Raw genomic sequence first — 23667 nt, forward strand, 5'->3', positions numbered from 1 at the left:
CCCACCCGATTCCCACGAAGCGCCGGAGGGGACAGCCCGGACTCGCTGCGGTATGAGGGAGCCGCCCCGATGTCTTCTTCCGCCCCCTCGCGACTGCCGGGCCCCACCGCGTGGGCCGTGCTCGTCTTCCTCGGTCTCACCACCGCCACCTGGTGGCCCCATACCGACCTCGGGGACTCGCAGCTCTACCAGGTCGTCTCCCGCCACATGGTCGAGGACGACTCCTGGCTCGCCCTCCGCTACCTCCCCGACGTCCACCCGCGCTTCTTCGAGCACCTGCCCTTCGGCTTCTGGCCCTTCGCCCTCGTCATCCGTCTCTTCGGCGAGCCCGCCCTGCGCCCGCTGTGCGCCGCCTTCTCCCTGGGCACCCTGCTCCTCACCGGCCTCGTCGCCCGCCGCGCCGCCGGTACCTGGGCCGGCGTCACCGCCATGCTGGTGCTCGCCTTCCCCGATGGCTTCTTCATCCGCGGCGGCCACCCCTTCCTCGAGCCCCTCCTCCTCCTGCTCGCCACCGCCTCCGCCGTGCCTCCACTGCTCGGTGTGCCGCGCGCTCGGGACTGGCTCGTCTGTGGCGTGCTCGCCGCTGGCGCCTGCGCCGTGAAGGGTCCTTTCGGCCTGCTGCCCTTCGCCGGGGCCACCGTCGCCCGCGCCCTCGTCGAGCGCTCCTGGAAGGTGCTCGTCATCGGCACCCTCGTGGGGCTCGCCTCCACCGTGCCCACGGTGCTCTTCCTCGTCACCCACGCCGACTGGTGGGAGGGCTACGTCCGCCACCAGGTGCTCGCGTCCGCCGCGGGCGAGCGCACCGACGGGCAGCGCTCCTGGTACATCCCCTTCAGGACCGTCGTCAGCCGCTTCTGGCCCGGGCTGCCCCTGCTCGCGGCCGGTGGAGTGCTGGCGCTCGGCCGGCCCGCGCGAGCCTTCCGCTCGCTGCTCCCCGAAGGCACACGTGACGCGGCCGGTGTGCGCCGCTCCGCCCGGGTGCTGCTGCTCGCGAGCCTCTTCATCCTCACCGCGCTCTGCATCCCCGGACGCAAGGTATGGAACCACTCGCTCGTCGCCTTCCCGCTGCTGGCCATGCTCGTGGGCGTGGGCGTGGGGCCCTGGTTGGAGGCGCGGCTCTCGTCCCCCGAGCGCGCGCGCCGGGCCCGGCTCGGTCTGGCCGCGCTGGCACTGGCCGTGCTGGGTGCCTCGGCGGCGGGCGCGGGACGGCTGCTCTTCCCCCGGCCGTGCCCCGCTGCCTCGGAGGTGCTCGCGCCAGCGCTCGCGGACGTGCCCCCCGGGGCCTCCGTCCTGGTGGTGTCCCCGCGCGCCGAGTGGACCACCGTGGCCGCCTTCGCCGTCGAGCGGCGCTGGTCACCGTGGCGCCTCACCGAGCTGGGTACCGGACTCGCCCCGGGGGGTCCCTCGGAGGCCCGCGTGGCCTTCGTCGCGGATGGAGCGCCCGTGAGTGACCCGGCCTGGCGCGAGGTGGGCCGCGACGGCCGCTGGCGGCTGCTGCGCCGGCCCTGAGCGGTGGCGGAGGGGAAAAGCTATCATCCCCCCTCATGGCGAGTGACGACGCGTTCCACGACACGCAGCAGATGATGGAGAGCATCAACCGCTTCATGAGCGACTCCGTCCCGCACAACCGCGAGCTGGGCCTGCGCGTGGTGGAGCTCGGCGAGGAGGGGGCCACCGTGCGGCTGCCCTACTCGGAGAACCTGGTGGGCAACCCCGAGACGGGCGTGCTGCATGGGGGCGCGGTGACGACGCTCATCGACGCCACGTGCGGCATCGCCGTCTTCTCGAAGATGGCGCGCATGGCCCGCATCGCCACCCTGGATTTGCGCATCGACTACCTGCACCCGGCCACGCCGGGGAAGGAGCTGCTGGCGCGCGCCGAGTGCTACAAGCTCACGCGCGCGGTGGCCTTCGTGCGAGCGCTCGCGCACCACGGAGACGCGAATGATCCGGTGGCCTCGGCGCAGGGCACCTTCATCATCGTGGAGGACTGAGCCATGGAGAGCATCGCCCACATCCTCCGCCAGGTGCGCCAGACGGGCGAGTACCGCCTGCTCACCGACGTCATCCCCTACACGCGCTTCCTGGGCATCGGCGTGGAGAACACCACCGGCGAGGTGCTGTGCCGCATGCGCTTCTCCCCCATGTTGATTGGCAACAGCTCCCTGCCCGCGCTGCACGGGGGCACGCTCGGCGCGCTGCTCGAGTCCGCCGCCATCTTCGAGCTGCTGCTGCGCACCCAGGAGGAGCGCGTGCCGAAAATCATCTCCATCACCGTGGACTTCCTGCGCTCGGGCAGGCCGCAGGACACGCTGGCCAAGGCCACCATCACCCGGCTCGGCCGGCGCGTGGCCAACCTCCAGGTGCAGGCCTGGCAGGAGGACCGCGGCAAGCCCATCGCCAGCGCCAACGCCCTCTTCCTGCTGTCGTGAGCCCGCGGGCCTACAGCTGCTGACCCTCGTGGCTCACGGCGTCGCTTTGCTGCTCGCGCTCCTGCTCCGCGAGCGCCCGCAGCGTCTTCTCCGCGAGGCGCACACCCCATTGCTCGCCCACCTCCTTCGCCTCCTGCAGCAGCGCCGGCTGGGCCGCGAGGAAGCGCTTGCCGGCCGGGGAGCCGTGGAAGGCGATGGCCGCGTCCAGGTCCTCCTCGGAGAAGTTCTTCATGTAGACGGGCACCAGCATGTCCACGATGGACTCCTGCGCGGCCAGCTCGCGGAACTTCTCCATGAAGCCCGGCGGGATTCTGGCCATCTGCTGGAAGTGGCCCGTCATCATGTCGATCATCTGCTGGCCGGTGGCCTCCGCCCCCGTGAGCGCCATCAGCTCACGCACCTTCCGCTCCTTGCGGAGCCGGGCCGCGGAGGTCTCGGAGGCGGCGACCGGAGCAGAGGACGTGCCCGTCCCCGAGTGCGCGCAGCCCACCACGAGGACAGCCAGAAGACTCCACCGCCAGGACACCCGGGACTTGAAGGAGCGCAAGGAGCAGCCCTCCACGACGAGAGAACGTCCAGGATAGTCCCCCCTCCCACGCATTCGTAAAGAGGGGGGCTCCCGCCGACTCAGCGCGGGCGCACCGTCACGGTGTACGTCCGGCGGCTCCCGTCCTTCGTCCACACGAGCAGGGGAGTCGTACCGGGCCCCACGGGCTCGAAGCTCAGCGTCTCCGCTCCCACCACCTGGACGTCTACGACGCCTGGCTCGCCCACGGCCACACGGTGCACCCCGGGCACCTTGATTTCGTACCGGGAGCCCAGCTCGAGCGTCAGAGGCACGGCCTCGGGCATCTTCGCCGCCACTCGCGTCGGCTCCTTCGTCCTCCACACCAGGACGTCGGCCCCCGAGAGCACCAACCCCAGCCCGACCACCCCCACCGTCACCGGGCCCCAGCGCGAGCCGGGAGGCCGAGCCAGTGCCGCCAGCAACGCGTCCATCGAAGGAAAGCGCGCCTCCGGCTCCAGCGCCAGCCCCCGCTCAATCGCGGCCCTCACGTACCCCGGCGGGCGGAGGCCTCGAGGCGCCGGCACCCGCTTCCAGCGCGCCTCGCCCCTCTCCCGCGCCTCGAAGGGGCGTACCCCATACAGCGCCTCGTGGAGCGCCACGCAGAAACTGAACTGATCCCCGCGCGCGTCCACCTCGCGGCCCGCGAGCTGCTCGGGTGACATGTACGCGGGCGTCCCCGGCACCGCGCCCGCCCGGGTGAGTGCTTCCCCGGTGTCTCCGGACGCGCCTTCCGGTACGCCACCGCTCACCTCGGCCCCGTGCCGCACCAGCCCGAAGTCCGTGACGCGCGGCCGTCCGTCCGCGCCCACCAACACGTTGGCCGGCTTGAAGTCCCGGTGCACCAGCCCCGCCCGGTGCGCCGCCGCCAGCCCCTCGCCCGCCTGGAGGAAGAGGGCCAGCACCTCGCGCCATGGCCGCTCGCGCTCGCGTAGCCAGTCCGCCAGCGTGGAGCCCTCCACCCGCTCCATGACGAGGAAGACGCGCTCCGCTTCCGTCCCCAGCTCGAAGAGCGGCAACACGTTCGGATGTGCCAGGCGCGCCATCGCCTGCGCCTCGCGCACCAGCCGCGCCCGGCCCTCCTCCCCGCCCGCTCCGGAGCGCAACAGCATCAGCGCCACCGTGCGCCCCAACCCCGGGTCCCTCGCCGCGTACACCACGCCCATGCCGCCCTGACCGAGCAGCCCCTCGAGCACGTAGCGGCCCACCGTGTCCCCCGGGGCCAGGACGTGCGCCTCGGGGTGCATGGGCAGCGTGGGCGCCCCCGTGTCCAGACGCGTGGGTGCATCCCTGGCATCGGGCTCCGAGTCCTCGGCCGCCACCGCCGCCACCAACTCCCGGCATGGAGCACACCCGTCCAGGTGCCGCTCCACCTCCGGCGAGTCCGAGAGGGACAGCGCGCCCGAGGCGAAACCCGCGAGCAGATTCTCGTCCGGGCACCCGTCCGGCGCGCGGAGCCGTGATTCCAGGGACATCGCGGCGGATTCTCGCAGGCGCGCGCCGCGACGGGAAGCCACCCCCGGCTCAACCCTGGACGACGAGCTTGTATGCCTTGCGTGCCCCATCACTCGTCCACACCCGCATCGTCGTCTCGCCCTTTTCGAGACCGGTGAGGCGGATGCCCGAGCCGCCCTCCACGGTGACGCCGACGATCTCCGGGTCGCCCACCGCGATGCGGGTGAGGCCCTTCACCTCCAGGGTGCGCACCTCCCGGGCCTTCAGGGTGAGCGTCTCCTCGGGGGCGGGGGCCTGGGCCTCGTTCGTCCGGACCGGCCCGGCCTGCGCCGCGCCCGCCGTCGAGCCAAACACCATCACCGCCAGGACCGCGACCCCTCCGAGCATCTTCTTCACGTGCATGGGTGTCTCCCTTTCATTGCCTTCCGCCCGGGTGACACCGGTGGCCGCGCGGTGTTGCACGGCGGCGCGAAAATAAATCGTGGGCCCCCTTTCAACGGGTGCTGGCCAGGAGCGAGGAGAGGCTCTGGTCGAGCTGCCCGGGCACGTCGCGCAGGAGGCTGTGCAGCTCGCCGTCGGACAGGTGGAGGCGCTCGGCGAGCCGGGAGCGGGTGCCGGCGAGCACCTCCTCGCGAGCACGGGCGAGCCAGCGGGAGACGGTGGACTTGTGGGTGCGGTACACGGCGCCGATGCGCTCCAGGCTCAGCCCCTCCACCAGGTGGAGGCGCAGCACCGTGCGCTCGCGCGAGGACAGGGCGGCGAGGGCCTCGGCGAGCGCGGCCTGGAAGTCGGCCCGGTGGCGCTGTCGAAGGAGCTCCAGCTCCGGGTGGCCGACGGGGACGCTGGCGTCGGCGAGCGCCTCCTCCTCGGCGCGGGCCTGGCGCTGGGAGGAGCGGCGCAGGTTGAGGGCGGTGCGAACGGCGGCGGCGCGCAGCCACGCGGCGAGCGGGCCCTGCCCCTGGTAGTCGGCCATTCGGGGCGGGCGGCCCGACTCGGGGGTGAGGAGCTTCTCGCGCAACACCTGACACACCTCGGAGGCGGCGTCCGCGCCCGGGTACACGCGAGCGACGGCGGCGGCCACCTTCGGGAGGAAATGCGCCTCCAGGGCCGCGTGGGCGGCGGCATCCCCCCGCACGCAGGCACAGGCGAGGAAGAGATCCGCGGCGGGGAGGGCACGCAGGGCGCGCTCGGGCTCGGAACTGGGGGGGAGGCGCTCGGCGAGGTGGCGGAGGAAGACGGCCTCGTCGAGCCGCACCCGGGGCCAGGCCGCACGGGCCGAGTCGAGCATCCGCGCGAGCTCCGCCTCCAGCGAGGGCAGCTCCGCGTAGGCCCGGGCCGCTGGCCGCAAATGAGGAACGAGGAGGCGGGCGAGCGGGACGGAGTGGGACATGGGAGGATGAACCCTGACGGGATTACAGGCCGGAGCGGGGCTCTCCTCACTTTCTTACAGGGTCCAGGAATCCAGACAAAACCCGCCATCACCGGAATCCTCCTACCGAGGCGCGGACTTCCCGTGGAGTCTGCCAGGAGGAGAACACCGGAAGTGACGCGGTGCCAACGGAAGGGGCGAGCCCGGGGCGGGAGCGCCCGGTGGATCAGCGGCACAGCGCGTGCTTGTGCTCGCGGGGCACGGGGCCGGCGAGCGTCGTATCCGGGGGCGGTGTCGGGGGTGGTGATGGGCGTGAGGGAGCTGAAGGAAGAGGCGCTGGACCTGTACACCCGGCGGAGGTTCGCCGATTGCGCGCGCACCTACGGGAAGCTGCTCGAGCTGGAGCCGGGGGATCCGCACCTGTATGTGCGCCACGCCGAGGCCTGGCGGCGGGCGGGGGACAGGCAGAAGGCCATCAGCTCGTACCGGACGGCGGCGGAGCTGTTGCTGCAGCTGGGGTGCGAGGCACGGGCCCGGGCGGCGTTGAAGGTGGCGCTGGAGTTGGATCCACGGGACACGGAGGTGGCGCAAGCGTTGGCGCGACTGTCGCCCACGTACCCGCCTCCCGCGTTCTCGAGGCCGCCCTCGCGCATCCCCGAGCAGAAGCGGGACACGGTGGAGCTGCACACGCGACAGGCGAGCGTGCCGGGACGGCTGGCCCTACCACCGGCGCCGGCCGCCCCCGCGGCGCCCCTGCCCTCACCGGCCGAGGTGCGAAGGCTGTCGGGGAACACGCTGGCCATGAGGGCCGCGCCGGGGACGCGCTGGGTGGTGGTGTCCTCGCGCACGCCGCTGACGGCCTACGAGGTGGACGACCTCGAGCGGGTGATGTCGAGGGAGTTCACGCTGGAAGTCACGGTTGCCCCCGAGGGGTGAGCCTCAGCCGCGGCGCGGCAGCAACACACAGAAGGTGGTGCCCTCCGCGGCCGTCGAGTGCACACGGATGTGTCCCCCGTGGGCGCGCACGATGCCGTCCACGATGAAGAGGCCCAGGCCGATGCTGCGCGAGGAGGGGGCGGGCGGTTGGGCCCCACGCTCGAGCGGCTGGAACAACCGCGCCAGCTTCTCGGGCGGGATGGGCTCCCCCTCGTTGTGCACCTCCAACGCCACGTAGGAGCCGTCCTCACGCGTCGTCACACACACGGGACTGCCCGCGGCGCCGTAGGCCAGCGCGTTGGAGAGCAGGTTCGCCAGCAACTGCGCGACGCGGTCGGCATCGAGGGCGGCCCAGACCTCGCCTTCGGCCCGCACCTCCACCTCTCGCCCGGGGTGGGCCGCCAACACTTCCTCCACCACCCCGCGAACAAGGGCGTGCAGGTCCCGGAGCTCACGCTGCACGGGCAGGCCCTGCCCCAACCGGACCTGGGTGAAGTCGAGCAGGTCGCACACCAGGCGCCGCATGCGCTCGGCCGCGTCGAACACGCACCGCAGCGCCCCCTCCTTGCGTGCATCCGACTCCGCGCGGCGCAGCAGCATCGTCGCCGACAGGAGGATGGCGTTGAGGGGGTTGCGCAAATCGTGGGACACGATGCCGATGAGCTGGCGCTCGAAATCGGCGCGCTCGCGCAGCGTCCGCTCGGCCTGCTTGCGCCGGGTGACGTCGGTGAAGAGGACCGCCACCTTGCGCTCGTGGGGCTCGCCAATCCGGAAGGCATACACATCGAACCACCGGCCCATGGACGCGGCATGGCCCTCGAAGCGCGTCGGCTCGCCCGTCAGCGCGACCCTGCCGTAGACGTCGATCCAGAAGGGCTCGATACCCGGCAGGAGCTCTCGAAAGGTCCTTCCGAGCGCGTCATGGATGCCGCTGTGCCGCTCGAAGGCGGGGTTGACCTCGAGGTACCGGCAGTCGAGCGGCCGCTGCTCCGCGTCGAAGAGGAGCTGCATGATGCAGAAGCCCTCGTCGATGGAGTTGAACAGCGTCTGGTAGCGCGCCTCGCTCTCACGCTGGGCCGCCTCGGCCTGCTTGCGCGCCGTGATGTCGATGTTCATCCCGACCCACTTGAGCACCGACCCATCCGCGCCTCGCAGCGGCGCGGTCCGCACGTGCGTCCATCTCCAACTCCCGTCGGGGCCGCGCAGACGGAACTCGGCCGTCAAGGGGGCGACGGTCCGTACCGCCTCGCGCCACGTCCGCAGGACGTCCTCCCGGTCATCGGAGTGGATCGCCGCCATCCATCCATCGCCCAGATACTCGTCCACCGTCTGCCCGGTGTACGCCCGCCAGCTCGGCGAGTCGCTCACCACCCTGCCCCGCGCGTCCGTCTCCCACACGGCCTGCGCGAACGGCTCCACCAGACCTCGGAATCGCGCTTCACTCTCCCGGAGCGACACCTCGGCCCGGTGTCGCTCGGTCGTCTCGAGGACGGTGACCAGCACGCCCGCGACCTGGCCGGACGCGTCCCTGACCGGACTGAAGGAGAGCGTGAACCATGCGTCCTCCAGCCTGCCCGAGCGCGTGAGGGGGTAGAGCGCGTCCTCGAAGGTGAGCGTCTCGCCCGCGAACACCCGCTCGTAGATGGGCACGTTGATGTGCCGCACCTCGGGCCAGCACTCGTGCGTCGGTTGCCCGAGGCCCGCCGGGTGCTTGATGCCCATGAGCGCCCGGTAGCTGTCGTTGTAGAGCTGGACGAGCCGCGGTCCCCAGAGCACCACCATGGGGAAGCCGTTGGGCAACATCATGTCCACGATGGCCCGGAGGCTGTGCGGCCAGCGCTCCATGGGCCCCAGGGGGGTGGCCGCCCAGTCATGCGCACGGATGCGCTCGGCCATCTCGCCCTGGCCCGCGGGCCACCCCACGGGTGCTTCGCTGGTCACCGAGTCGCACCTCCACCAGGGCGCCCACGCTCACGTCGAGCCCGTACCTTGAACACGGGGTCTCGAGAAAGCCTGCCCGCGATGGCGGTCCCTACAGCGAGGCGACGTCCGACGTCTCCCGCTCGGCGGAGGCGGTCTCCAGCCCGGGGGAGAAGAAGTCCCACACCCGGGTGGCCTTCTTCTCGGAGGGCTCGTTCACCAGGGCCATGGATTCACAGTGCTCGCTCTTGCGCTTGGGGTGGCAGTGGCGGACACCGTAGACATGGTGGCAACCACACGCATCCACCCGCTTCTTGGCGCAGATGGACGGGTTGAACACCGGCGCCGTCTTCACATCCACGGGCCCCGCGTTCACGGTCACAGCCACCACCAACGCTCCGAGAATCCCCATCTCCCTACCCCCTTGAAGCTCCGAGAGAAGGAATGGGAATTCTTCAGTGAAGGGGCAACTGCGGGTGCCCGGGGCCCAACATTCACCGGGCGCGGCCGTTGACCGGTCGTAAGCCGGGCCCCCTTCTGTGTTCGTCAGCTTCCAGAGGAAGCTTCCGTCGCTGCCACCGGTTGGATCCACCCAGGGAGAAGGGTCATGAGCTGGACGCAAAGGTTGGAGAAGGTCGCGGAGGGGCACTACGTCCTGCCGAAGACCAAGACGATGAAGGTGGATGCCCACCTGTTCCTGTCGGACAAGCTGCTGTGGGGCGAGGGCCCCGAGCTGCCGGGCCTGGAGGAGGGTGTCTTCGATCAGGTGGTCAACGCGGCCTCCTTCCCGGGAGTGACGCGGGTGGCGGTGACGCCGGACTGTCACGTGGGCTACGGCGTGCCCATCGGCACGGTGGTGGAGACGGACGGCATCCTGCTCCCCACGGCGGCGGGGTACGACATCGGCTGCGGCATGGTGCAGCTCAAGACGACGCTCACGGCCGAGGACGTGGCGGACAAGGCCAGGCGCCGCCAGTGGATCGACGAGGTGATGAAGCGCATCGCCGTGGGGGTGGGGGCGTCGCGGGTGCAGAAGCAGCGGCGCATCGACACGCGCACCTTCGCCGAGGTGGTGCGCCACGGGGCCAAGGCGCTGGGCCGCGGCTCGTCCACCACCGAGCGCGACTTCATCCCGGTGGAGGATGACCGGGTGGACATCCCCGAGCGCGCGTACGAGAAGCGCGATCAGCTGGGGAGCCTCGGCGGGGGCAACCACTTCACGGAGATGCAGGTGGACGAGGACGGCCGCGTGTGGGTGATGTTGCACACGGGGAGCCGGGGCTTCGGGTGGAACATCGCGAAGCACTACTTCGTCGAGGGCGCGGCGGAGCTCGGGCTGGGCAAGCGCAGCGAGGACTTCATCTGGCTGGACGCGTCGAGCCGGCTGGGGCGCGAGTACTGGAACCTGCACAACATGGCGGCCAACTTCGCGGTGGCCAACCGGCTCATCATCGGCGAGGCGGTGTGCGCGGCGCTCGAGGAGGTGTTCGGCGGGACGGCGGACATCTATTACGAGATTTCGCACAACCTCATCCAGAAGGAGTCGGGGAAGTTCGTGGCGCGCAAGGGGGCGACGCGGGCGTTCCCGGGCGGGCACCCCGCGCTGCGCAAGACACCCTGGGAGAAGACGGGGCACCCCATCCTCATCCCGGGCTCGATGGAGACGGGCAGCGCCATCCTCTTCGCGCAGGAGGGAGCCGAGCAGTCCATCTACTCGGTGAACCACGGCGCGGGGCGGCGGCTGTCGCGAGGCGAGGCGCGGCGGGTGCTCAACCAGTCCGAGACGGATCGGCGCATGACGGAGGCGGGCATCCTGCTCAACACACGCACGACGCCGCTGGACGAGTCGGGGCCCTGCTACAAGAACCTGGACGACGTGCTGGACACGGTGGAGATGGCGGGCCTGGCGAAGGTGGCCCGGCGCCTCAAGCCCATCGCCTGCATCAAGGGCGCCGACTGAACAACCCCCTCCTCCCTCTCCCCCTGGGAGAGGGCCGGGGTGAGGGTCTTCCCCACTCGTCGCCTCCCCGGGAGCGCGCTAGAGTGGACGGCAGATGAACGCGCCGTCCCCAGTCCCGCCCCAACCGCCCAACCGAGAAGCCGAGCTCACCCGCTCCGAGGCCGAGCTGGCCAGCCAGGAAGCGCGGCTCGCGGATCAGCTCCACCGAGCGGCCCTGGAGGCCGAGTCCCTCTCACGCCGGCTCGCGGAGCTGCGGCAGCAGGTGTCGCGGGTGCCGGCCGAGCGCCAGGCGGACGAGCACGTGCGGGCGGCGAGCGCGCGGCTCGAATCGGCCTCGGTGCACACCGGCTCCTCGGAGGACGCCCGGGAGCGCGCCCTGGCGGCGCGCGACGAGGCGTTGGAGGCCCGGCGGCGAGCCGCGCAGGACGCCCAGAAGGCCCTCCAGGCCCTGCAGCTGCTCAACACGCGGGCCCAGCAGGACCTGAGCGAGGCGGAAGCGGGGCTGAAGCGCTCGGCGGAGGCGGCGGCCCGAGCCCAGCGCGAGCGCGAGGCGGCGGCCCGGGCGGCCCAGGCGGCGCAGACGGTCCCCGCGACCCAGTCGCACCGGGCGGTCCCGACGCGCCAGGCGGCCGGGGCGCAGCAGGAAAACCTCACCCTTCCGGATCCACGCCCGCTGGGGTCCCGCGCGTCGCGCGTGCGCCTGCAGGCGACGATCAACCTGAACAGCGATTCGAACTTCTTCACGGGCTTCACCACGAACATCAGCGAGGGCGGCATCTTCGTGGCGACGGTGCAGACGGTGCCGCGCGGGACGCTGGTGGACCTGGACTTCACGCTGCCGGGAGGCCGGCCGATGAAGGTGACCGGGGTGGTGCGCTGGACGCGCGAGGTGAACGACAAGACGCCCGAGCTGATGCCGGGAATGGGCGTGCAGTTCACCCAGCTGCCGCCGGAGATGGCCGCGGCCATCTCGGACTTCGTGGCCACGCGCGAGCCGCTGTTCTTCCCGGACTGAGAGGCCCTCAGGCGAACAGCTCGGCCACGGGCAGGGACAGCCCGGGCAGAGTCGCGCAGGAGAGCGTCTCCCCCACCCCGAGCGTGCGCATCGTCCGGTAACGGCCCGCGTCCACATCCGGCTCGGAGTACACCTCGACGGCGCGGCCGGTCACATCCACCACCCAATACTCCGGTACCCGGGCGCGGGCGTAGATGCGGCCCTTGAGCAGCCGGTCCCTGCGCAACGAGTCGTCGGCCACCTCCACCACCAGCAGCGCGGAGCGGGGATGCGCCTGGGACGTCTCCTCCTCGTGACGGGTGACGACGGCCAGGTCCGGCTCCGGCTCACTGTCATCACCGAGCGAGAGCGGGAGCTGCGGACGGACGCTGTAGGCGTCCCCGAGCACCCGGCTCATGAAACGGTTGAGCCGGGAAATCACCAGCGCGTGAGGTCGGCCCTGTGGCGTCATCTCGACGATTACCCCCTCCAACAACTCCACGCGCTCATCCTCGCCGAGCACTCCGACATCGATGAGCCGGTGGTACTCGTCCAGGCGGAAGCGGCGCGGAGCCACGAGCCCGCTCTCGAGGATGTCAGGGGAGTGCATGGCCGAGCCTCCTTGCTTCTTCAAGGTAGTGCCGCCCATGCGAGGGCGTCCACCCCACTCACAGCGCCACGCCCACCTCGAGCAGGGTGAGCCCATAGAGCACGCCGAGCCCGGGCCTGTCCGTGCCCACGCCCACGCCGAGCTCGAGCACGGACACCTGCGCGCCTCCCAGCGAGAAGCGAGCGGGCGCCAGCGTCAGCCCCAGTCCCAGCGAGGGCCCCACGACGGGCGCCGGGCTCGCGGGCGTGAGGAACTCCATTCTGTCCCCGAAGAGGCCGGTGAGGCTCACCAGCGCGGCGGGAGCCCATGCCCCCTGGGGCCGCCACTGCATGCCCGCGCCCACCCGCACCGCGAGCACCGAGCCCAGGCCCGTGAGGCCGCTCGCATCCACCTGGAGCAACCACCGCCCGTCCACCGTGTCGCGCACGCCGAAGCCGCCGCCCAGCCCGCCCTGGGTGCGCGCCGACGACAGGTACACCGCCGCCCCCGAGAGGGCATACAGCGAGAGCTGGTGCCGCGAGGGCAGGGGCACCTCGGCCGGGGCCGGTGAGGTGGCCAGCGTGGAGAGCACGAGAAGCGTCGTCGGCATCATGGCAGGGGACCTCCGGCCCAGAAGGAGAGCCCGGCGGCGGACAGCCGGGTGACGTCGGCGAGGAAGTCCGGGTCGAGCGTGGAGGGTACGTCGGTGTCGTGGTGGTAGTTCGGGTTGCGGAAGTTGGCGGTGTCGGTGAGGAAGAGCGCGCTCTGCCCGGCCAGCCAGAAGGGAGCATGGTCACTGCGCATGAGGTTGCCCGAGGCGGGGCCGGAGCCCTCGTTGGGCACCACCACGCCCCGCACGAACCCGTAACCCAGCCGGGTGGCCAGCGTGTACAGCTCCTCCAGGCGCGGGCGCGACGGCTCGTTGGCGATGGCGGCGATGAAGTCCCCCGTGGTGGGCACGGGGAAGCCGGGCAGGCCCTGCTGGGCGCCGGGGCGCGCATCCTTGTACCCGATGCAGTCGAAGACGATGGAGGCGACGATCCGCTCCCCCGGGTGCGTCTGGACGTAGCGCGTGCTGCCCACCAGGCCGAGCTCCTCCAGATCGAACCCCACGAAGCGCACCGTGCGCGCGAAGCGCTTGCCCGCGGCCAGCCGCGCCATCTCCAACAGGGCGGCCACACCCGAGCTGTTGTCGTCCGCGCCCGAGAAGTAGGCGTCGTAGTGGGCGCCAATCACCACCACCTCGTCGGGGTGCTCGGTGCCGCGCAGCTCGGCGATGAGGTTGCTGGTGGGGAAGCGCGCATCCTCGGTGTCGTGCGTGGTGACGGTGTACCCGAACGACTCGAGGCGCTCGCGCACCAGCTGACGGGCCTTGTCTCGGGTGAGGTTGCACACGGGCCGGCGAGTCGTGTCGATCTCCGAGGGCTCGAAGAGCGCGCAGTCCAGCGGGGTGTCCTCGCGGTGGGAGGCCACCAGCGCCTCCACGTCCGACATGAGGCGGGACTTCTCCACGCCCGCGGCGAAGTCCCCGGCACGCACGGCGGAGGACTCGTCGACGGAGGGCCGCGAGGAACAGGAGCTCACGGCGAGGAACAGGAACGCGGCGGACAGGGCTCTCACAGCGACACCCCCAGGTGGACGAGGCCGAGCTGCAGGCGAAGGGAGGCGCCGGGCGCCGCGAGGCTGGTGCCCCACTGGAGGGCGAGCGCGCTCACGGTGAAGCGGCGGAAGGAGAAGCGCAGGGGCTCGGCGTGGAGGGCGACATAGACGGGTCCCAGCTGCGAGGCCTGCTGCCGCGAGTGGTCCTCCGGGAAGCCTCCGCGAGGCGGAATGACGATGGGCGCACCGCTCAAGCCCAGCTCGGGGCCCACCGCGGGCCGCCACACGCCCAGGCGAGTGGAGAGCAGGGCGCGGGCGTAGACCTCGAGGGGCACCGAGCCAGGCCCCGAGGGAAGCCAGCGCAACCCTCCGCCCAGGCGCCAGGAGCCGAGCTCGTACGCATAGGCGGCCTCGAGGCCGGGACGGGGGTCGGAGACGTTGTAGGCGCCACCGTTGGTGAGGACGAGGGCGGTGGCACCGAGGGACACATCCTGTCCGGCGGCCGCGGCTCCCGGAAGGAGCGCGGCGACGAGGAGCAACCAGGGTCGCATGGGGGGCACACTCTAACCGGCGGGTCCCACATGAGCGAGGACGAGCGAATCCCGGTCAGGAAGGTCCGCGAAGGAGTGCCCCTGTGAACATGAGCAGACAACCGCGGCCATTTCCCCTCTCCCGAGGGGAGAGGGAGCATCGGGGATTAGATGCCGGCGGTGGCGATGCCGGAGATGAGCCGCTCCATGAGCCCGACGAGATAGCCCGTGGGCCCGGCGATGAGCCTTCCGCCGAAGAACAGGATGCCGATCAGCAACAGCGGTCCGAGCGCGAGGACACGCTGCCAGGAGCCGAGCAGCCGCTGGGGCAGGAGTCCCTCGACGACGCGGCTGCCATCGAGCGGGGGCACGGGCAGCATGTTGAAGAGGGCCAGGGTGACATTGATCACCACCATGATGCCGAGCAGGGAGCGCAGACCCGGGTTGGCGACGAGGAAGTCCGGGGCCCAGCGCAGGGTGAGGCCATAGGCGAGCGCGCTCACGGCGGCGAGGAACAGATTGGAGAGCGGCCCGGCCGCGGCGGTGAGCATCCACCCGGTGCGCATGGGAATGTCCCGCCGGAAGCGGGTGGGATCCACGGGCACGGGGCGGGCCCAGCCGAAGGGGATGCCGAGCAGCGGCAGCAGCAGGGTGCCGATCGGATGGATGTGCGCGAGGGGGTTGAGGGTGAAGCGGCCCATGCGCTCGGCGGTGTCATCCCCGAGGAGCCTCGCGCTCCAGGCATGGGCGAACTCATGGATGGTGAGGGAGAGAACGAGCGGAATGAGCATCAACGCCCGTTCGAGGAGGGGCTGGGATTGCATCGCGCTCTCACATAAGACGGGAAACAGGGCTCCGCCACGCAAGCGGCGAACGAGCCGCCAGGCGCCTCCCTCGCCCCCTGGGACAGGGCCGGGGTGAGGGTATCGGCCCCCGCGCCAGGCAACCGAGCATCGCGGAGCCCCCGCCATCTGGCCCGCCCTCGTACTCCGCCCCACCTTTGCGACGAACGAAGAAGGGAGCAGCGGGATGCGCGTCCATCATTTGAACTGCGTGACGATGTGCCCACCGGGTGGCCGGCTGATGGATGGGAGGCAGCGGCCGAAGGGCATACCGGCGGCGCTGGTGTGCCACTGCCTGTTGCTGGAGACGAATCAGGGGCTGGTGATGGTGGACACGGGCTTCGGGCTCGAGGACGTGCGCAACCCGAGGCCCCGGCTGAGCCCCTTCTTCCTGAACCTCAACCGGCCGCGGCTCAACGAGGACATGACGGCGGTGAGGCAGATCGAACGCCTGGGCTTCAAGGCCTCGGACGTGCGTCATATCGTGCTGACGCACCTGGACTTCGATCACGCGGGCGGGCTGGACGACTTCCCGGCGGCGCGGGTGCACGTGATGGCGGCGGAGGTGGACGCGGCGATGTCCCAGATGACGTGGCTGGACCGCCGGCGCTTCCGCCCGAGGCAGTGGAGCACGCAGCCGCACTGGGTGACGTACCCGATGCCACGCGGGGGCGATCGCTGGTTCGGCTTCGAGTGCGTGCGCGAGTTGGAGGGCCTGCCGCCGGACATCCTGCTGGTGCCGCTGGTGGGACACACGCTGGGGCACGCGGGCGTGGCCATGCAGCTGTCGGATGGGTGGCTGCTGCACGCGGGCGACGCGTACTTCTTCCACGAGGAGATGAACCCGGACCGGCCCCGGTGCACGCCGGGCCTGTGGGCCTACCAGGAGCTGATGCAGAAGGACGGGCGGATGCGGAAGCTCAACCAGGAGCGGCTGCGGGAGCTGGTGCGCCGCCATGACCGGGACGTGCGCGTCTTCTGCGCGCACGACGCCGTGGAGTTCGAGCGCCTGGAGGAGGAGGAGCGCGCCCACGAGCCGCATGCCCTGCGAGGCCTCGGCTCGGTGCTGGAGACACCCGACACGAGGGAGCCGCCCCTGCCCCCGGTGCCGCCCATGCCGACGGTGTGAGGCCCCGCGGCTAGAGCTGGATGTTCTCGTGCTCCACCAGCGCGGTGAGGGCCTCCTCCATCACCGCGCGCGCCGCCGCCGTGTACCGGTAGAGCAGCGCGTGCACCTGCCGGTCCGCCTCGTTCCGGCTCTCGCAGTGCTTCGAGTACTCCTCGAAGGCCTGCAGGCTGCTGACGATTTGAGACAGGTGGTTGGGGCACTCGCACTGCACCGCGCTGGAGACCTCCAGCAACACGCCCAGCTGCGCGGCCGAGTAGCGGGGCGGCTTCGGCACGGCGGGCACCGTCACGGTGGACACCGCGCCCGGCGCTCCCAGTTGGAGGGCCGGAGCCTGGACCATCGGAGCCGGCGTCACCGCGGCCGGCTTCGCGGGTTGCGGCTTCAGCATGGCGTCCAACACCGCCAGGTGCACGTGCGCGCGCAGCAGCGACAGGGAGATGGGCCCCTGGAGCAGCCGCACCTTGCCCGCCGGGTACTGCTGCAGCACCCCGCGCCGCGCGAACCGGTACGTGACGATGGCGTGCCGCGCCCCCGAGTCCTCCAGCAGCGCCGGGACCGCGCCCGTCTCCACCCCGTTGAGCTCCAGGAAGTCCAGGGCCAGCACGTCCGGACGCTTCGCCGGCACCTGCGCCCGAAAGGCCTCCAACGACGTCCCAGACCACACCACATCCACGTCCCGGAGCGCCTGTGGATTCTCCCGGAGCTGCGCCGGGTAGGACTCTCCCAGAAGGGCCAGCTTCACCATGACTCACCTCATACAGGCCTTCAGGGTGTCGCCACCGCGTACCCGGCTCAATCCGACTAATGCACCAACCCCGGATGCGGTTGACTGGCATCCACTTCCCGACTCGCCGGGACCAGAGGGAGTTCAACGGTGAACGCCGCCCCCTCCCCTCCCGGCTCTCCACCCGGATGGTGCCCCCATGCGCCTCCACCAGTTGCCGGACGATGTAGAGGCCCAGCCCGAAGCCCTCCCTCTTCTCTCCCCGCGCGGGGGCCTTCTTGAAGCGCTCGAAGATTTGATGTTGCTGCTCCAGGGGGATGCCCGGCCCGTGGTCCCTCACCTCCAACCGCCCGTAGCCGTCCGTGCGCTTCACGCGCAGCTCGATGGGCTGGCCCTTGCCGTACTTGAAGGCGTTGGACAGCAGGTTCGTCAGCACCCGCTCCAATCGCAGCCGGTCCCACCGCCCCACCACGCCCAGCTCCACGTCCAACACCAGATGGCTGCCCGCCTCCGCCGCCTGATCCGCGTGCCGCTCCACCGCCTCGTGGACCAGCTCGGCCAGGTCCACCTCTCCCACCTCCAGCTCCAGCTTCCCCGAGGACAGCCGCGACAGGTCCAACAGGTTGTGCAGGAGCCGCCCCAGCCGCTGGGTGTGACGCACCGCCGCGGTGAGCACCTCGCGCAGCTTGTCCGGCTCCGAGGGGGGCGCGCGCCGCAGCCTGCCCAGCATCAATTGCAGGGCCTGGAGCGGGTTGCCCAGATCGTGCGCCGCCACGCCGATGAGCTCCAGCGCCGCTTGCGCCTCCCGCAGCAGCCGCGAGTTGTCCAACGCGAGCGCCGCGCGGCTGGCCAGCTCCTCGACGAACACCCGGTCCGTCTCCGTGAAGCGGCGCTCCGGCCGCTGGGACAGCAGCACCAGCACGCCCAACGTCCGGCCCCCCGCGCGCAGCGGCACGGTGAGCGCGGAGGAGGCGCCCATCCGCCGGATGAGCTCCAGGTGCTCGGCATCCGTGGACACCGCCTCCATCACCTCCGGCGTCACCTCCGTGAGCAGCTCGGACCTCCCCGTGCTCAGGACGTGCCACACGCCGACCGCCGCCCCCTCTCGAAACGCGGGGCGGCGGGCGATCAGCTCCCACAGCAGTGCCTCCTTCTCCACGGAGACGTGGGCCACCGCGTGAGGTAGCAGCTCGCCCTCCGGGGAGAGGAGGAACATGAGGCAGCCATCCGCCAGCTCCGGCACGAGCAGCCGCGCCAGCTCGGCCACCGCGAGATCCGGATCCTGCGTGGAGAGGAAGAGTCGCTCGGCCTCGGCGAAGAGACGCTGGGCGCGCTCCATGTGCTTGCGCTCGGAGCTGTCGCGGGTGAGCACCGCGTAGCCCTCGAGCTGTCCGTCCGCGCCGCGCAGCGCGGTGAGCAGCGACTCCGCCCAGAAGCGCGTGCCGTCCTTGCGCAACCGCACGCCCTCCGACTCCAGACGCCCCTCGCGCGCCGCCCGCTCCAGCTCCCGCTGCGGCCCCCCCTCCCCCATCGCCTCCGGCGGATAGAGGAGCGCGCCGGGCCGGCCGATGATCTCCTCCGCGTGCCAGCCCTGGATGCGCTCGGCCCCCGGGTTCCAGCTGGCCACCCGTCCCTGCGGATCCAACAGATAGAGGGCATAGTCCTTCACCCCCTCCACCAGCAGCCGGAAGCGCTCCTCGGAGGCCCGGGCCTCGTGGTGCAGGGGCCACAACGCGCGGGTGAGCACCCAGGCGAGCCCCATCGCCACCAGCAGCCCCAGTGTCGCCACCGCGAGGATGAGCCAGAGCGCCTGCCGATCGGAGAGCAGGGCGAGCGTGGCGCTCTCGCGGAACGAGGCCTCGGTGAACCGGGCCAGCCCGTTCAGCGACGCGTACGTCTGGCGGCGCGCCTGATTCCTCCTCTGGGCGTGCTCCACCAACTCCTCCGGGGAGGCCCCTCGCGCCAGGGCCTCCCGCATCGCCTGGACCGCGTCCTCGTGCGCCTGTTCGGCCCAGGCCAGGTCCTCCAACAAGCGCCGCTCCGCACTGCCCTCCTGGTGCGAGCGCAGGATGCTCAACGACTCCCTGAACCGTGCCCGGGCCCGTGCCGCCTCGTCCCGGAAGGACGCCTCGCCGGTCAGCTCATGAGCGTGCTGGCTGGCGATCTTGTCACTGAAGGCCCGCCGCAACCGCTCCACCTCCACGAGGTGCATGACGCGGTTCTCGGTGAGGTACTCGCCGCTGGACAGGAGCGAGCGCAGGGCGAGCGCGGTGCCGCCAGCGATGGCCAATGCCACCACCAGCGAGGCGGTGAGTCCCACCGCGATACGCCTGGCGAACGTCCAGGGACGTCGCATCACCTCCCCACCCCCCCCTCGAGACAGCCAGCCCCACTCGCACAAGGTGACGACCTGACACGTGTCCAGGAATCGGTGCTCCCGGGCAACACTCTGTCGGAAACCGGTCGCCACGGACCCCTCGGGGACGGCCTCCTCCGTTCACCACCGCGAGCCACCACTCCGGGCCCCCTTCCGCCGCCGGGGAGGCCGTCCCAGGTTGCGCCTTCGTGGACCACTCGAAGGCCGGGTGGAGGGTGGGGCATGGGCGGGCGGTGGAGTGGGCTCGGGTGGGCGGCCCTCGTCGTGGTGTCGGTGGCATGTGGAGGGACGGTGACTCCGGATCCGCTCGCGGATGGCGGGGCGCTCTCCCGGTGCCAGCCCCAATCATGCGAGGCGCAGGGGTTGAACTGCGGGACGGCTCTCGACGGGTGCGGCGGCGTGCTGCGCTGCGGGACCTGTCCCGAGGGCGAGGTGTGCGGCGGCGGTGGCGAGCCCAACGTCTGTGGCCCGACGCCGTGCACCCCGGGCACCTGTGAGTCCCTGGGCAGGAATTGCGGCACCGTCTCCAACGGCTGCGGGGGGACACTCGACTGTGGCGTCTGCCAGGCGCCCGACACATGCGGGGGCGGTGGCCTCCCCAACGTCTGCGGCCGGGCGCCCTGCACCCCCACCACGTGCGAAGCGCTGGGCAAGAACTGCGGCACCGTCTCCGACGGCTGTGGGGGGACACTCGACTGCGGCGCCTGCCCCGAGGGCGAGACGTGCGGGGGCGGCGGCGCTCCCAACATCTGCGGCCGGGCCCCCTGTACTCCCACCACGTGCGAAGCGCTGGGCAAGAACTGCGGCACCGTCTCCAATGGCTGTGGGGAGACACTCGACTGCGGCGCCTGCCCCTGCGGGACGACGTGCGGCGGCGGCGGAGTCCCCAACGTCTGCGGCAGCCCGCCCTGCGTGCCCGCCACCTGCGAGGGGCTGGGGAAGAACTGCGGCCTCGTGCCGGACGGGTGCGGAGGGACGCTCGACTGCGGCACCTGCCCCGAGGGCGAGACGTGCGGCGGCGGCGGCGCGCCCGACGTGTGCGGCCCGGCCTCGTGCATTCCCACCACGTGCGCGGCGCAGGGAAAGAATTGCGGCACCCTCTCCAACGGCTGCGGGGGGACGCTCGACTGCGGCCAGTGCTTCGGGGGCGAGTCCTGTGGAGGCGGCGGAGTCCCCAACGTCTGCGGCAGCGCGCGCTGCGCACCGGCCACCTGCGCGGAGCTGGGAAAGAATTGCGGCCTCGTGCCGGAAGCGGGCGGGGTGCTCGACTGTGGCGCCTGCCCCGAGGGCCAGACGTGCGGGGGCGGCGGCGTGCCCAACGTCTGCGCCGAGCCGGCCTGCCAGCGCGCCACGTGCGCCCTGCTGGGCAAGGACTGCGGCACGGTGGAGGACGGGTGCGGAGGGACGCTGGAGTGCGGCACCTGCGCGGAGGGGGAGCTGTGTGGTGGCGCGGGCGTGGCCAACGTGTGCTACCGCGCCTCGCCCGTGTGCGTGGACCAGGACCTGGGCAGCACGCTGCCGGTGCGGGTGAAGGGCAACACGACCTGGGCCAACGATGACCACCGCGCCTCGTGCGGCGGCGCGGGCCCGCCGGATCGCGGCTTCATGTGGACGGCGCCCAGGAGTGGCACCTTCACCTTCGACACGACGCGCTCGGCCATGGACACGCTGCTGAGCCTGCGGCGGGACGGCTGCGCAGGCGAGGAGCTCGCGTGCGCCACGGATGGCATCAGCTACGGCGGAGGCGCGCGGGTGTCGGCGACGCTGGCGGCGGGCCAGCGGGTGCTGGTGGTGGTGGACGGAGCCACCGGGGGGAGCTTCGGCGCGGGGGACTTCGAGCTGCACATCCACGAGCAGGCGGCCACCGAGGCGGGGCGCTGCTTCGACGGCGCGGACAACGACGGGGACCGGTGGGTGGACTGCGCGGACACGGACTGCCAGGGCGAGCCCCTGTGCGACGGGCGCGGGTGCATGGACACGGACCTGGGCAGCGCGCTGCCGGTGACGTACCACGGGGACACGGCGCGAGCAGGAGACGACTTCCAGGGCACATGCGGAGCGCTGCTGATGCAGGACCGGGCGCACCTGTGGACGGCGCCCCTGAGCGGCACCTTCGTCTTCGACACGGTGGGCGGCGGCCAGGGCAACGCGCTGTACGTGCTGACGGGGTGCCGGGGCCGGGAGCTGGCGTGCTCGGCGAGCCGGACGGCGGGGAAGAAGGGCGCGCCGGTGGTGAAGCTGTCCCTGGAGAAGGGGCAGACGGTGCTGGTGGTGGTGGACGGCATGGACAGCGAGACCTCGGCCACGCCCATCCGCTACACGCTGCACATCAACGAGTACGTGCCCGGCGAGTCCGGCCACTGCTCCAACGGCGCCGACGACGACGCCGACGGCCGGGCGGACGAGAAGGATCCGGACTGCCAGTGACAGACCCTCAGCCGTGGTCGCGGTCGAGCTTGTCCAGGAGCGTCCGGGCCTCGGCGTCCTCCTGCTGGTGGGCTTGGACCTCGGCCACCTCGCGCCAGCGGATCCACCCCTGGCTGGCGGCATGGCGGGCCGCCGTCACGGTGTCGTCCACGGCCAACATCTGACTGCCGGCGGCGCGGATCTCCGCGGCGATGAAGGCCAGCTCGCGCTCGCGGCCCGGGCGGTGCCACACGTTGCGGATGTAGACGCAGCGGATGCGGCCGGGGAACTCCCGGACGATGGTGCGGTAGTGCTCGGCGTCCTCCTGCCCGCTGTCACCAATGAGGATGAAGGGCAGGGACTCCAGGGTGCTCAGCAGCCCGCGGATCTTCTCCAGCTTGTGCCCGTGCCCACCACCGGGAGCGAAGCCGGTGCGGCTCAACCCCCAGTCGCGCAGGAGCAGCGGGCCGGCGGGAATCCGGTGCAGCCCGAGGAACTCATCGAGGTGCTCGTACAGGTTCCACGGGCTGGAGGAGACGTAGAAGATGGGATTGCCCGCCGAGCCGGTGCTGCCCTGGTGGAGGGCGTCGTAGAAGGCGTCCACGCCCTCGAAGGGCAGACGCGTGCGGTGCTCGGTGAGGAAGAGCGCCCAGGCGCGCTTGAGGAAGTTGGTGACGTTGGTGACGATGACGGTGTCGTCGATGTCGCTGATGACGCCGAACTCGGCCTCGGGGCCGGCCACCAGCACGGGGGAGCGCACCCGGGCCACGCCCTTGGGAGCGGGCGACAGCAGCTCCAGCTCCACGTCGTGCCAGCCGGCCTTCACCCCGGCGGGAGGCTCCACCCACAGCTCGAGGAAGCCCTCCTCGTCGGTGGTGCCCTCCCAGCGCCGATCCCCCCAGCACACCTTCACCCGGGCGTGGGGAATCTCCACCGTCATGTAGCGCTTCCACGAGGCGACGGCGCTGCCCAGCAGCGTGTGCCGCTTCCAGGGCGGACGCACGTGACGGTTCTCCAGCACGCGCGCCTTGATGACGGACCGGCGGGGAGTCCCGTAGCCCCGGTAGGGGAGGATGCGCGGGGGACGGCCCAGCCCCACCTTGCGCCGCAGGCGCCAGCTCCACGATTCGACATGGTGCTCGACGTGGAAGGCGAGCCGGACGAGGGGATTGGGCGACTTCTGGGGGGCCATGGCCGAGGCAGTCTAACGGCCCGGCTCGCGAGCGAACAACACGCGAGGGTGAAGCAGCAGCGCGGCGGCCTCGCGCACCGTCCAATAGCAACGGTCCACGAAGCGCATGTTGCGCTCGGTGAGGAAGGCGGGGCTGGTGGCCACCTCGAAGCCGTGGAGCCGGAAGTACTGGCGGGCGCGCAGGAGGTGGTACGGGTCGGAGACCACCACCACGCGCCGGACGCCGAGCGAGCGCAGCACCACCGAGGAGAAGCGCGCGTTCTGCTCGGTGGAGTGGCTCTGCTCCTCCAGGAGACAGGCCTCCTCGGGGACACCGAGCCGTACCGCGAGGTCACGCATGACGCGGGCCTCGGAGGGAGGGTTGATGCCCACGCCACCGGAGAAGAGGAGCCGGGGCGCCAGGCCCCGGTGGTAGAGCTCCACCGCCTTCTCGATGCGGGCGCGTAGCGCGGGAGAGGGCTGGCCCCCCGGTAGCACGCGCGCCCCGAGCACCACGACGATGTCCGAGGGGACGGCCCGCTCGCGCTGGCCGAAACGGTCCACCACGAAGGCCATGCCGTAGAGCCCGAAGGTGGCGACCCCCAGGCCGACGAAGAGCCAGCGCCGGAGGGGACCGGGCCCCTTCTTGAGAGCGAGCGGAGGCATGGA

24 protein-coding genes and 1 pseudogene are annotated in these 23667 nt (G+C 71.6%); 10 read left to right on the forward strand and 15 right to left on the reverse strand.

Translation table 11 applies throughout. From position 1 onward, the window contains the following. Positions 1–69 precede the first annotated feature (69 nt). From JQX13_RS13355 to JQX13_RS13365, 3 genes are read left to right on the forward strand one after another with little or no spacing between them, the layout of a single operon-like run. Positions 70–1509, forward strand: coding sequence for an ArnT family glycosyltransferase (locus JQX13_RS13355; protein ID WP_203409378.1), 1440 nt, complete (start codon positions 70–72; stop codon positions 1507–1509). Positions 1510–1544: 35 nt separating this feature from the next. Continuing rightward, positions 1545–1994 (forward strand): PaaI family thioesterase, encoded by a 450-nt coding sequence (locus JQX13_RS13360; protein ID WP_203409379.1) that lies wholly within the window; start codon positions 1545–1547, stop codon positions 1992–1994. Positions 1995–1997: 3 nt separating this feature from the next. Continuing rightward, a complete protein-coding gene (locus tag JQX13_RS13365) occupies positions 1998–2432 on the forward strand; it encodes a PaaI family thioesterase (protein WP_203409380.1) in 435 nt (144 codons plus the stop codon). A gap of 10 nt (positions 2433–2442) precedes the next feature. Here the strand turns inward: JQX13_RS13365 and JQX13_RS13370 are convergent, their stop codons facing one another. From JQX13_RS13370 to JQX13_RS13385, 4 genes are all read right to left on the reverse strand, one after another. Next, positions 2443–2979, reverse strand: coding sequence for a DUF2059 domain-containing protein (locus JQX13_RS13370; protein ID WP_203409381.1), 537 nt, complete (start codon positions 2977–2979; stop codon positions 2443–2445). 80 nt (positions 2980–3059) lie between these two features. Continuing rightward, entirely contained in the window at positions 3060–4472 is a 1413-nt protein-coding gene (locus JQX13_RS13375; RefSeq protein WP_203409382.1) for a protein kinase domain-containing protein, read from the reverse strand. Positions 4473–4521: 49 nt separating this feature from the next. After that, positions 4522–4854 (reverse strand): pilus assembly protein N-terminal domain-containing protein, encoded by a 333-nt coding sequence (locus JQX13_RS13380; RefSeq protein WP_203409383.1) that lies wholly within the window; start codon positions 4852–4854, stop codon positions 4522–4524. A 91-nt stretch (positions 4855–4945) separates the two neighbouring features. After that, complete coding sequence (locus JQX13_RS13385) at positions 4946–5842, reverse strand: sigma-70 family RNA polymerase sigma factor (RefSeq protein ID WP_203409384.1); 897 nt, start codon at positions 5840–5842, stop codon at positions 4946–4948. 285 nt (positions 5843–6127) lie between these two features. Here JQX13_RS13385 and JQX13_RS13390 point away from each other — a divergent pair, with 285 nt between their 5' ends. Beyond that, complete coding sequence (locus JQX13_RS13390; protein ID WP_203409385.1) at positions 6128–6757, forward strand: tetratricopeptide repeat protein; 630 nt, start codon at positions 6128–6130, stop codon at positions 6755–6757. A 3-nt stretch (positions 6758–6760) separates the two neighbouring features. Here the strand turns inward: JQX13_RS13390 and JQX13_RS13395 are convergent, their stop codons facing one another. Together JQX13_RS13395 and JQX13_RS13400 are read right to left on the reverse strand one after the other, a co-directional pair. Next, a complete protein-coding gene (locus JQX13_RS13395; protein WP_203409386.1) occupies positions 6761–8698 on the reverse strand; it encodes a PAS domain S-box protein in 1938 nt (645 codons plus the stop codon). Positions 8699–8789: 91 nt separating this feature from the next. Further along, positions 8790–9089, reverse strand: a complete 300-nt coding sequence (locus tag JQX13_RS13400) for a hypothetical protein (RefSeq protein WP_203409387.1) — start codon at positions 9087–9089, stop codon at positions 8790–8792. A 195-nt stretch (positions 9090–9284) separates the two neighbouring features. Here JQX13_RS13400 and JQX13_RS13405 point away from each other — a divergent pair, with 195 nt between their 5' ends. Continuing rightward, positions 9285–10637: an RtcB family protein gene (locus JQX13_RS13405; protein ID WP_203409388.1), complete on the forward strand. Its 1353-nt coding sequence runs from the start codon at positions 9285–9287 to the stop codon at positions 10635–10637. A 94-nt stretch (positions 10638–10731) separates the two neighbouring features. Further along, on the forward strand, positions 10732–11652 hold the full coding sequence (locus JQX13_RS13410; protein WP_203409389.1) for a TIGR02266 family protein: 921 nt from the start codon (positions 10732–10734) through the stop codon (positions 11650–11652). Positions 11653–11659: 7 nt separating this feature from the next. Here the strand turns inward: JQX13_RS13410 and JQX13_RS13415 are convergent, their stop codons facing one another. The 5 genes from JQX13_RS13415 to JQX13_RS13435 form a co-directional block, all read right to left on the reverse strand. After that, the gene (locus tag JQX13_RS13415; protein WP_203409390.1) at positions 11660–12241 is read right to left on the reverse strand and encodes a Uma2 family endonuclease; all 582 of its coding nucleotides are present in this window, start codon (positions 12239–12241) and stop codon (positions 11660–11662) included. Between the two features lie 58 nt (positions 12242–12299). Then, on the reverse strand, positions 12300–12833 hold the full coding sequence (locus JQX13_RS13420; RefSeq protein ID WP_203409391.1) for a hypothetical protein: 534 nt from the start codon (positions 12831–12833) through the stop codon (positions 12300–12302). Beyond that, positions 12830–13840 carry a M28 family peptidase gene (locus JQX13_RS13425; RefSeq protein WP_203409392.1) on the reverse strand — a complete coding sequence of 337 codons (1011 nt, stop codon included), beginning with the start codon at positions 13838–13840 and terminating at the stop codon, positions 12830–12832. Before JQX13_RS13425 ends, JQX13_RS13420 begins: the two co-directional genes overlap by 4 nt. Then, complete coding sequence (locus JQX13_RS13430; RefSeq protein ID WP_203409393.1) at positions 13837–14370, reverse strand: hypothetical protein; 534 nt, start codon at positions 14368–14370, stop codon at positions 13837–13839. Before JQX13_RS13430 ends, JQX13_RS13425 begins: the two co-directional genes overlap by 4 nt. Positions 14371–14516: 146 nt before the next feature. After that, positions 14517–15173: a site-2 protease family protein gene (locus tag JQX13_RS13435; RefSeq protein WP_203409394.1), complete on the reverse strand. Its 657-nt coding sequence runs from the start codon at positions 15171–15173 to the stop codon at positions 14517–14519. Positions 15174–15378: 205 nt separating this feature from the next. Here JQX13_RS13435 and JQX13_RS13440 point away from each other — a divergent pair, with 205 nt between their 5' ends. Next, positions 15379–16320 carry an MBL fold metallo-hydrolase gene (locus JQX13_RS13440; protein WP_203409395.1) on the forward strand — a complete coding sequence of 314 codons (942 nt, stop codon included), beginning with the start codon at positions 15379–15381 and terminating at the stop codon, positions 16318–16320. A gap of 10 nt (positions 16321–16330) precedes the next feature. Here JQX13_RS13440 and JQX13_RS13445 read toward each other — a convergent pair whose 3' ends face one another. Both JQX13_RS13445 and JQX13_RS13450 read right to left on the reverse strand, forming a co-directional pair. Further along, on the reverse strand, positions 16331–17065 hold the full coding sequence (locus tag JQX13_RS13445) for a hypothetical protein (protein WP_203409396.1): 735 nt from the start codon (positions 17063–17065) through the stop codon (positions 16331–16333). Positions 17066–17261: 196 nt separating this feature from the next. Beyond that, a pseudogene (locus JQX13_RS13450) lies at positions 17262–18806 on the reverse strand (ATP-binding protein); the annotation flags it as partial. Here JQX13_RS13450 and JQX13_RS54030 point away from each other — a divergent pair. The 3 genes from JQX13_RS54030 (at position 18784) to JQX13_RS13455 (ending at position 21848) form a co-directional block, all read left to right on the forward strand. Then, the gene (locus JQX13_RS54030) at positions 18784–18957 is read left to right on the forward strand and encodes a hypothetical protein (RefSeq protein WP_239015571.1); all 174 of its coding nucleotides are present in this window, start codon (positions 18784–18786) and stop codon (positions 18955–18957) included. The pseudogene JQX13_RS13450 and the gene JQX13_RS54030 sit on opposite strands and share 23 nt — an antisense overlap. 297 nt (positions 18958–19254) lie before the next feature. Continuing rightward, positions 19255–19458 carry a hypothetical protein gene (locus JQX13_RS54035; protein ID WP_239015573.1) on the forward strand — a complete coding sequence of 68 codons (204 nt, stop codon included), beginning with the start codon at positions 19255–19257 and terminating at the stop codon, positions 19456–19458. A 185-nt stretch (positions 19459–19643) separates the two neighbouring features. Further along, entirely contained in the window at positions 19644–21848 is a 2205-nt protein-coding gene (locus tag JQX13_RS13455; protein WP_203409397.1) for a tryptophan synthase alpha chain, read from the forward strand. 7 nt (positions 21849–21855) lie between these two features. On the opposite strand, the gene JQX13_RS13460 is transcribed toward JQX13_RS13455, so the two are convergent. Next, a complete protein-coding gene (locus JQX13_RS13460; protein WP_203409398.1) occupies positions 21856–23019 on the reverse strand; it encodes an App1 family protein in 1164 nt (387 codons plus the stop codon). Between the two features lie 12 nt (positions 23020–23031). Beyond that, positions 23032–23664 carry a YdcF family protein gene (locus JQX13_RS13465; protein ID WP_203409399.1) on the reverse strand — a complete coding sequence of 211 codons (633 nt, stop codon included), beginning with the start codon at positions 23662–23664 and terminating at the stop codon, positions 23032–23034. Positions 23665–23667 lie beyond the last annotated feature (3 nt).

The sequence above is a fragment of the Archangium violaceum genome, assembly GCF_016859125.1.
GTDB lineage: Bacteria > Myxococcota > Myxococcia > Myxococcales > Myxococcaceae > Archangium > Archangium violaceum_A.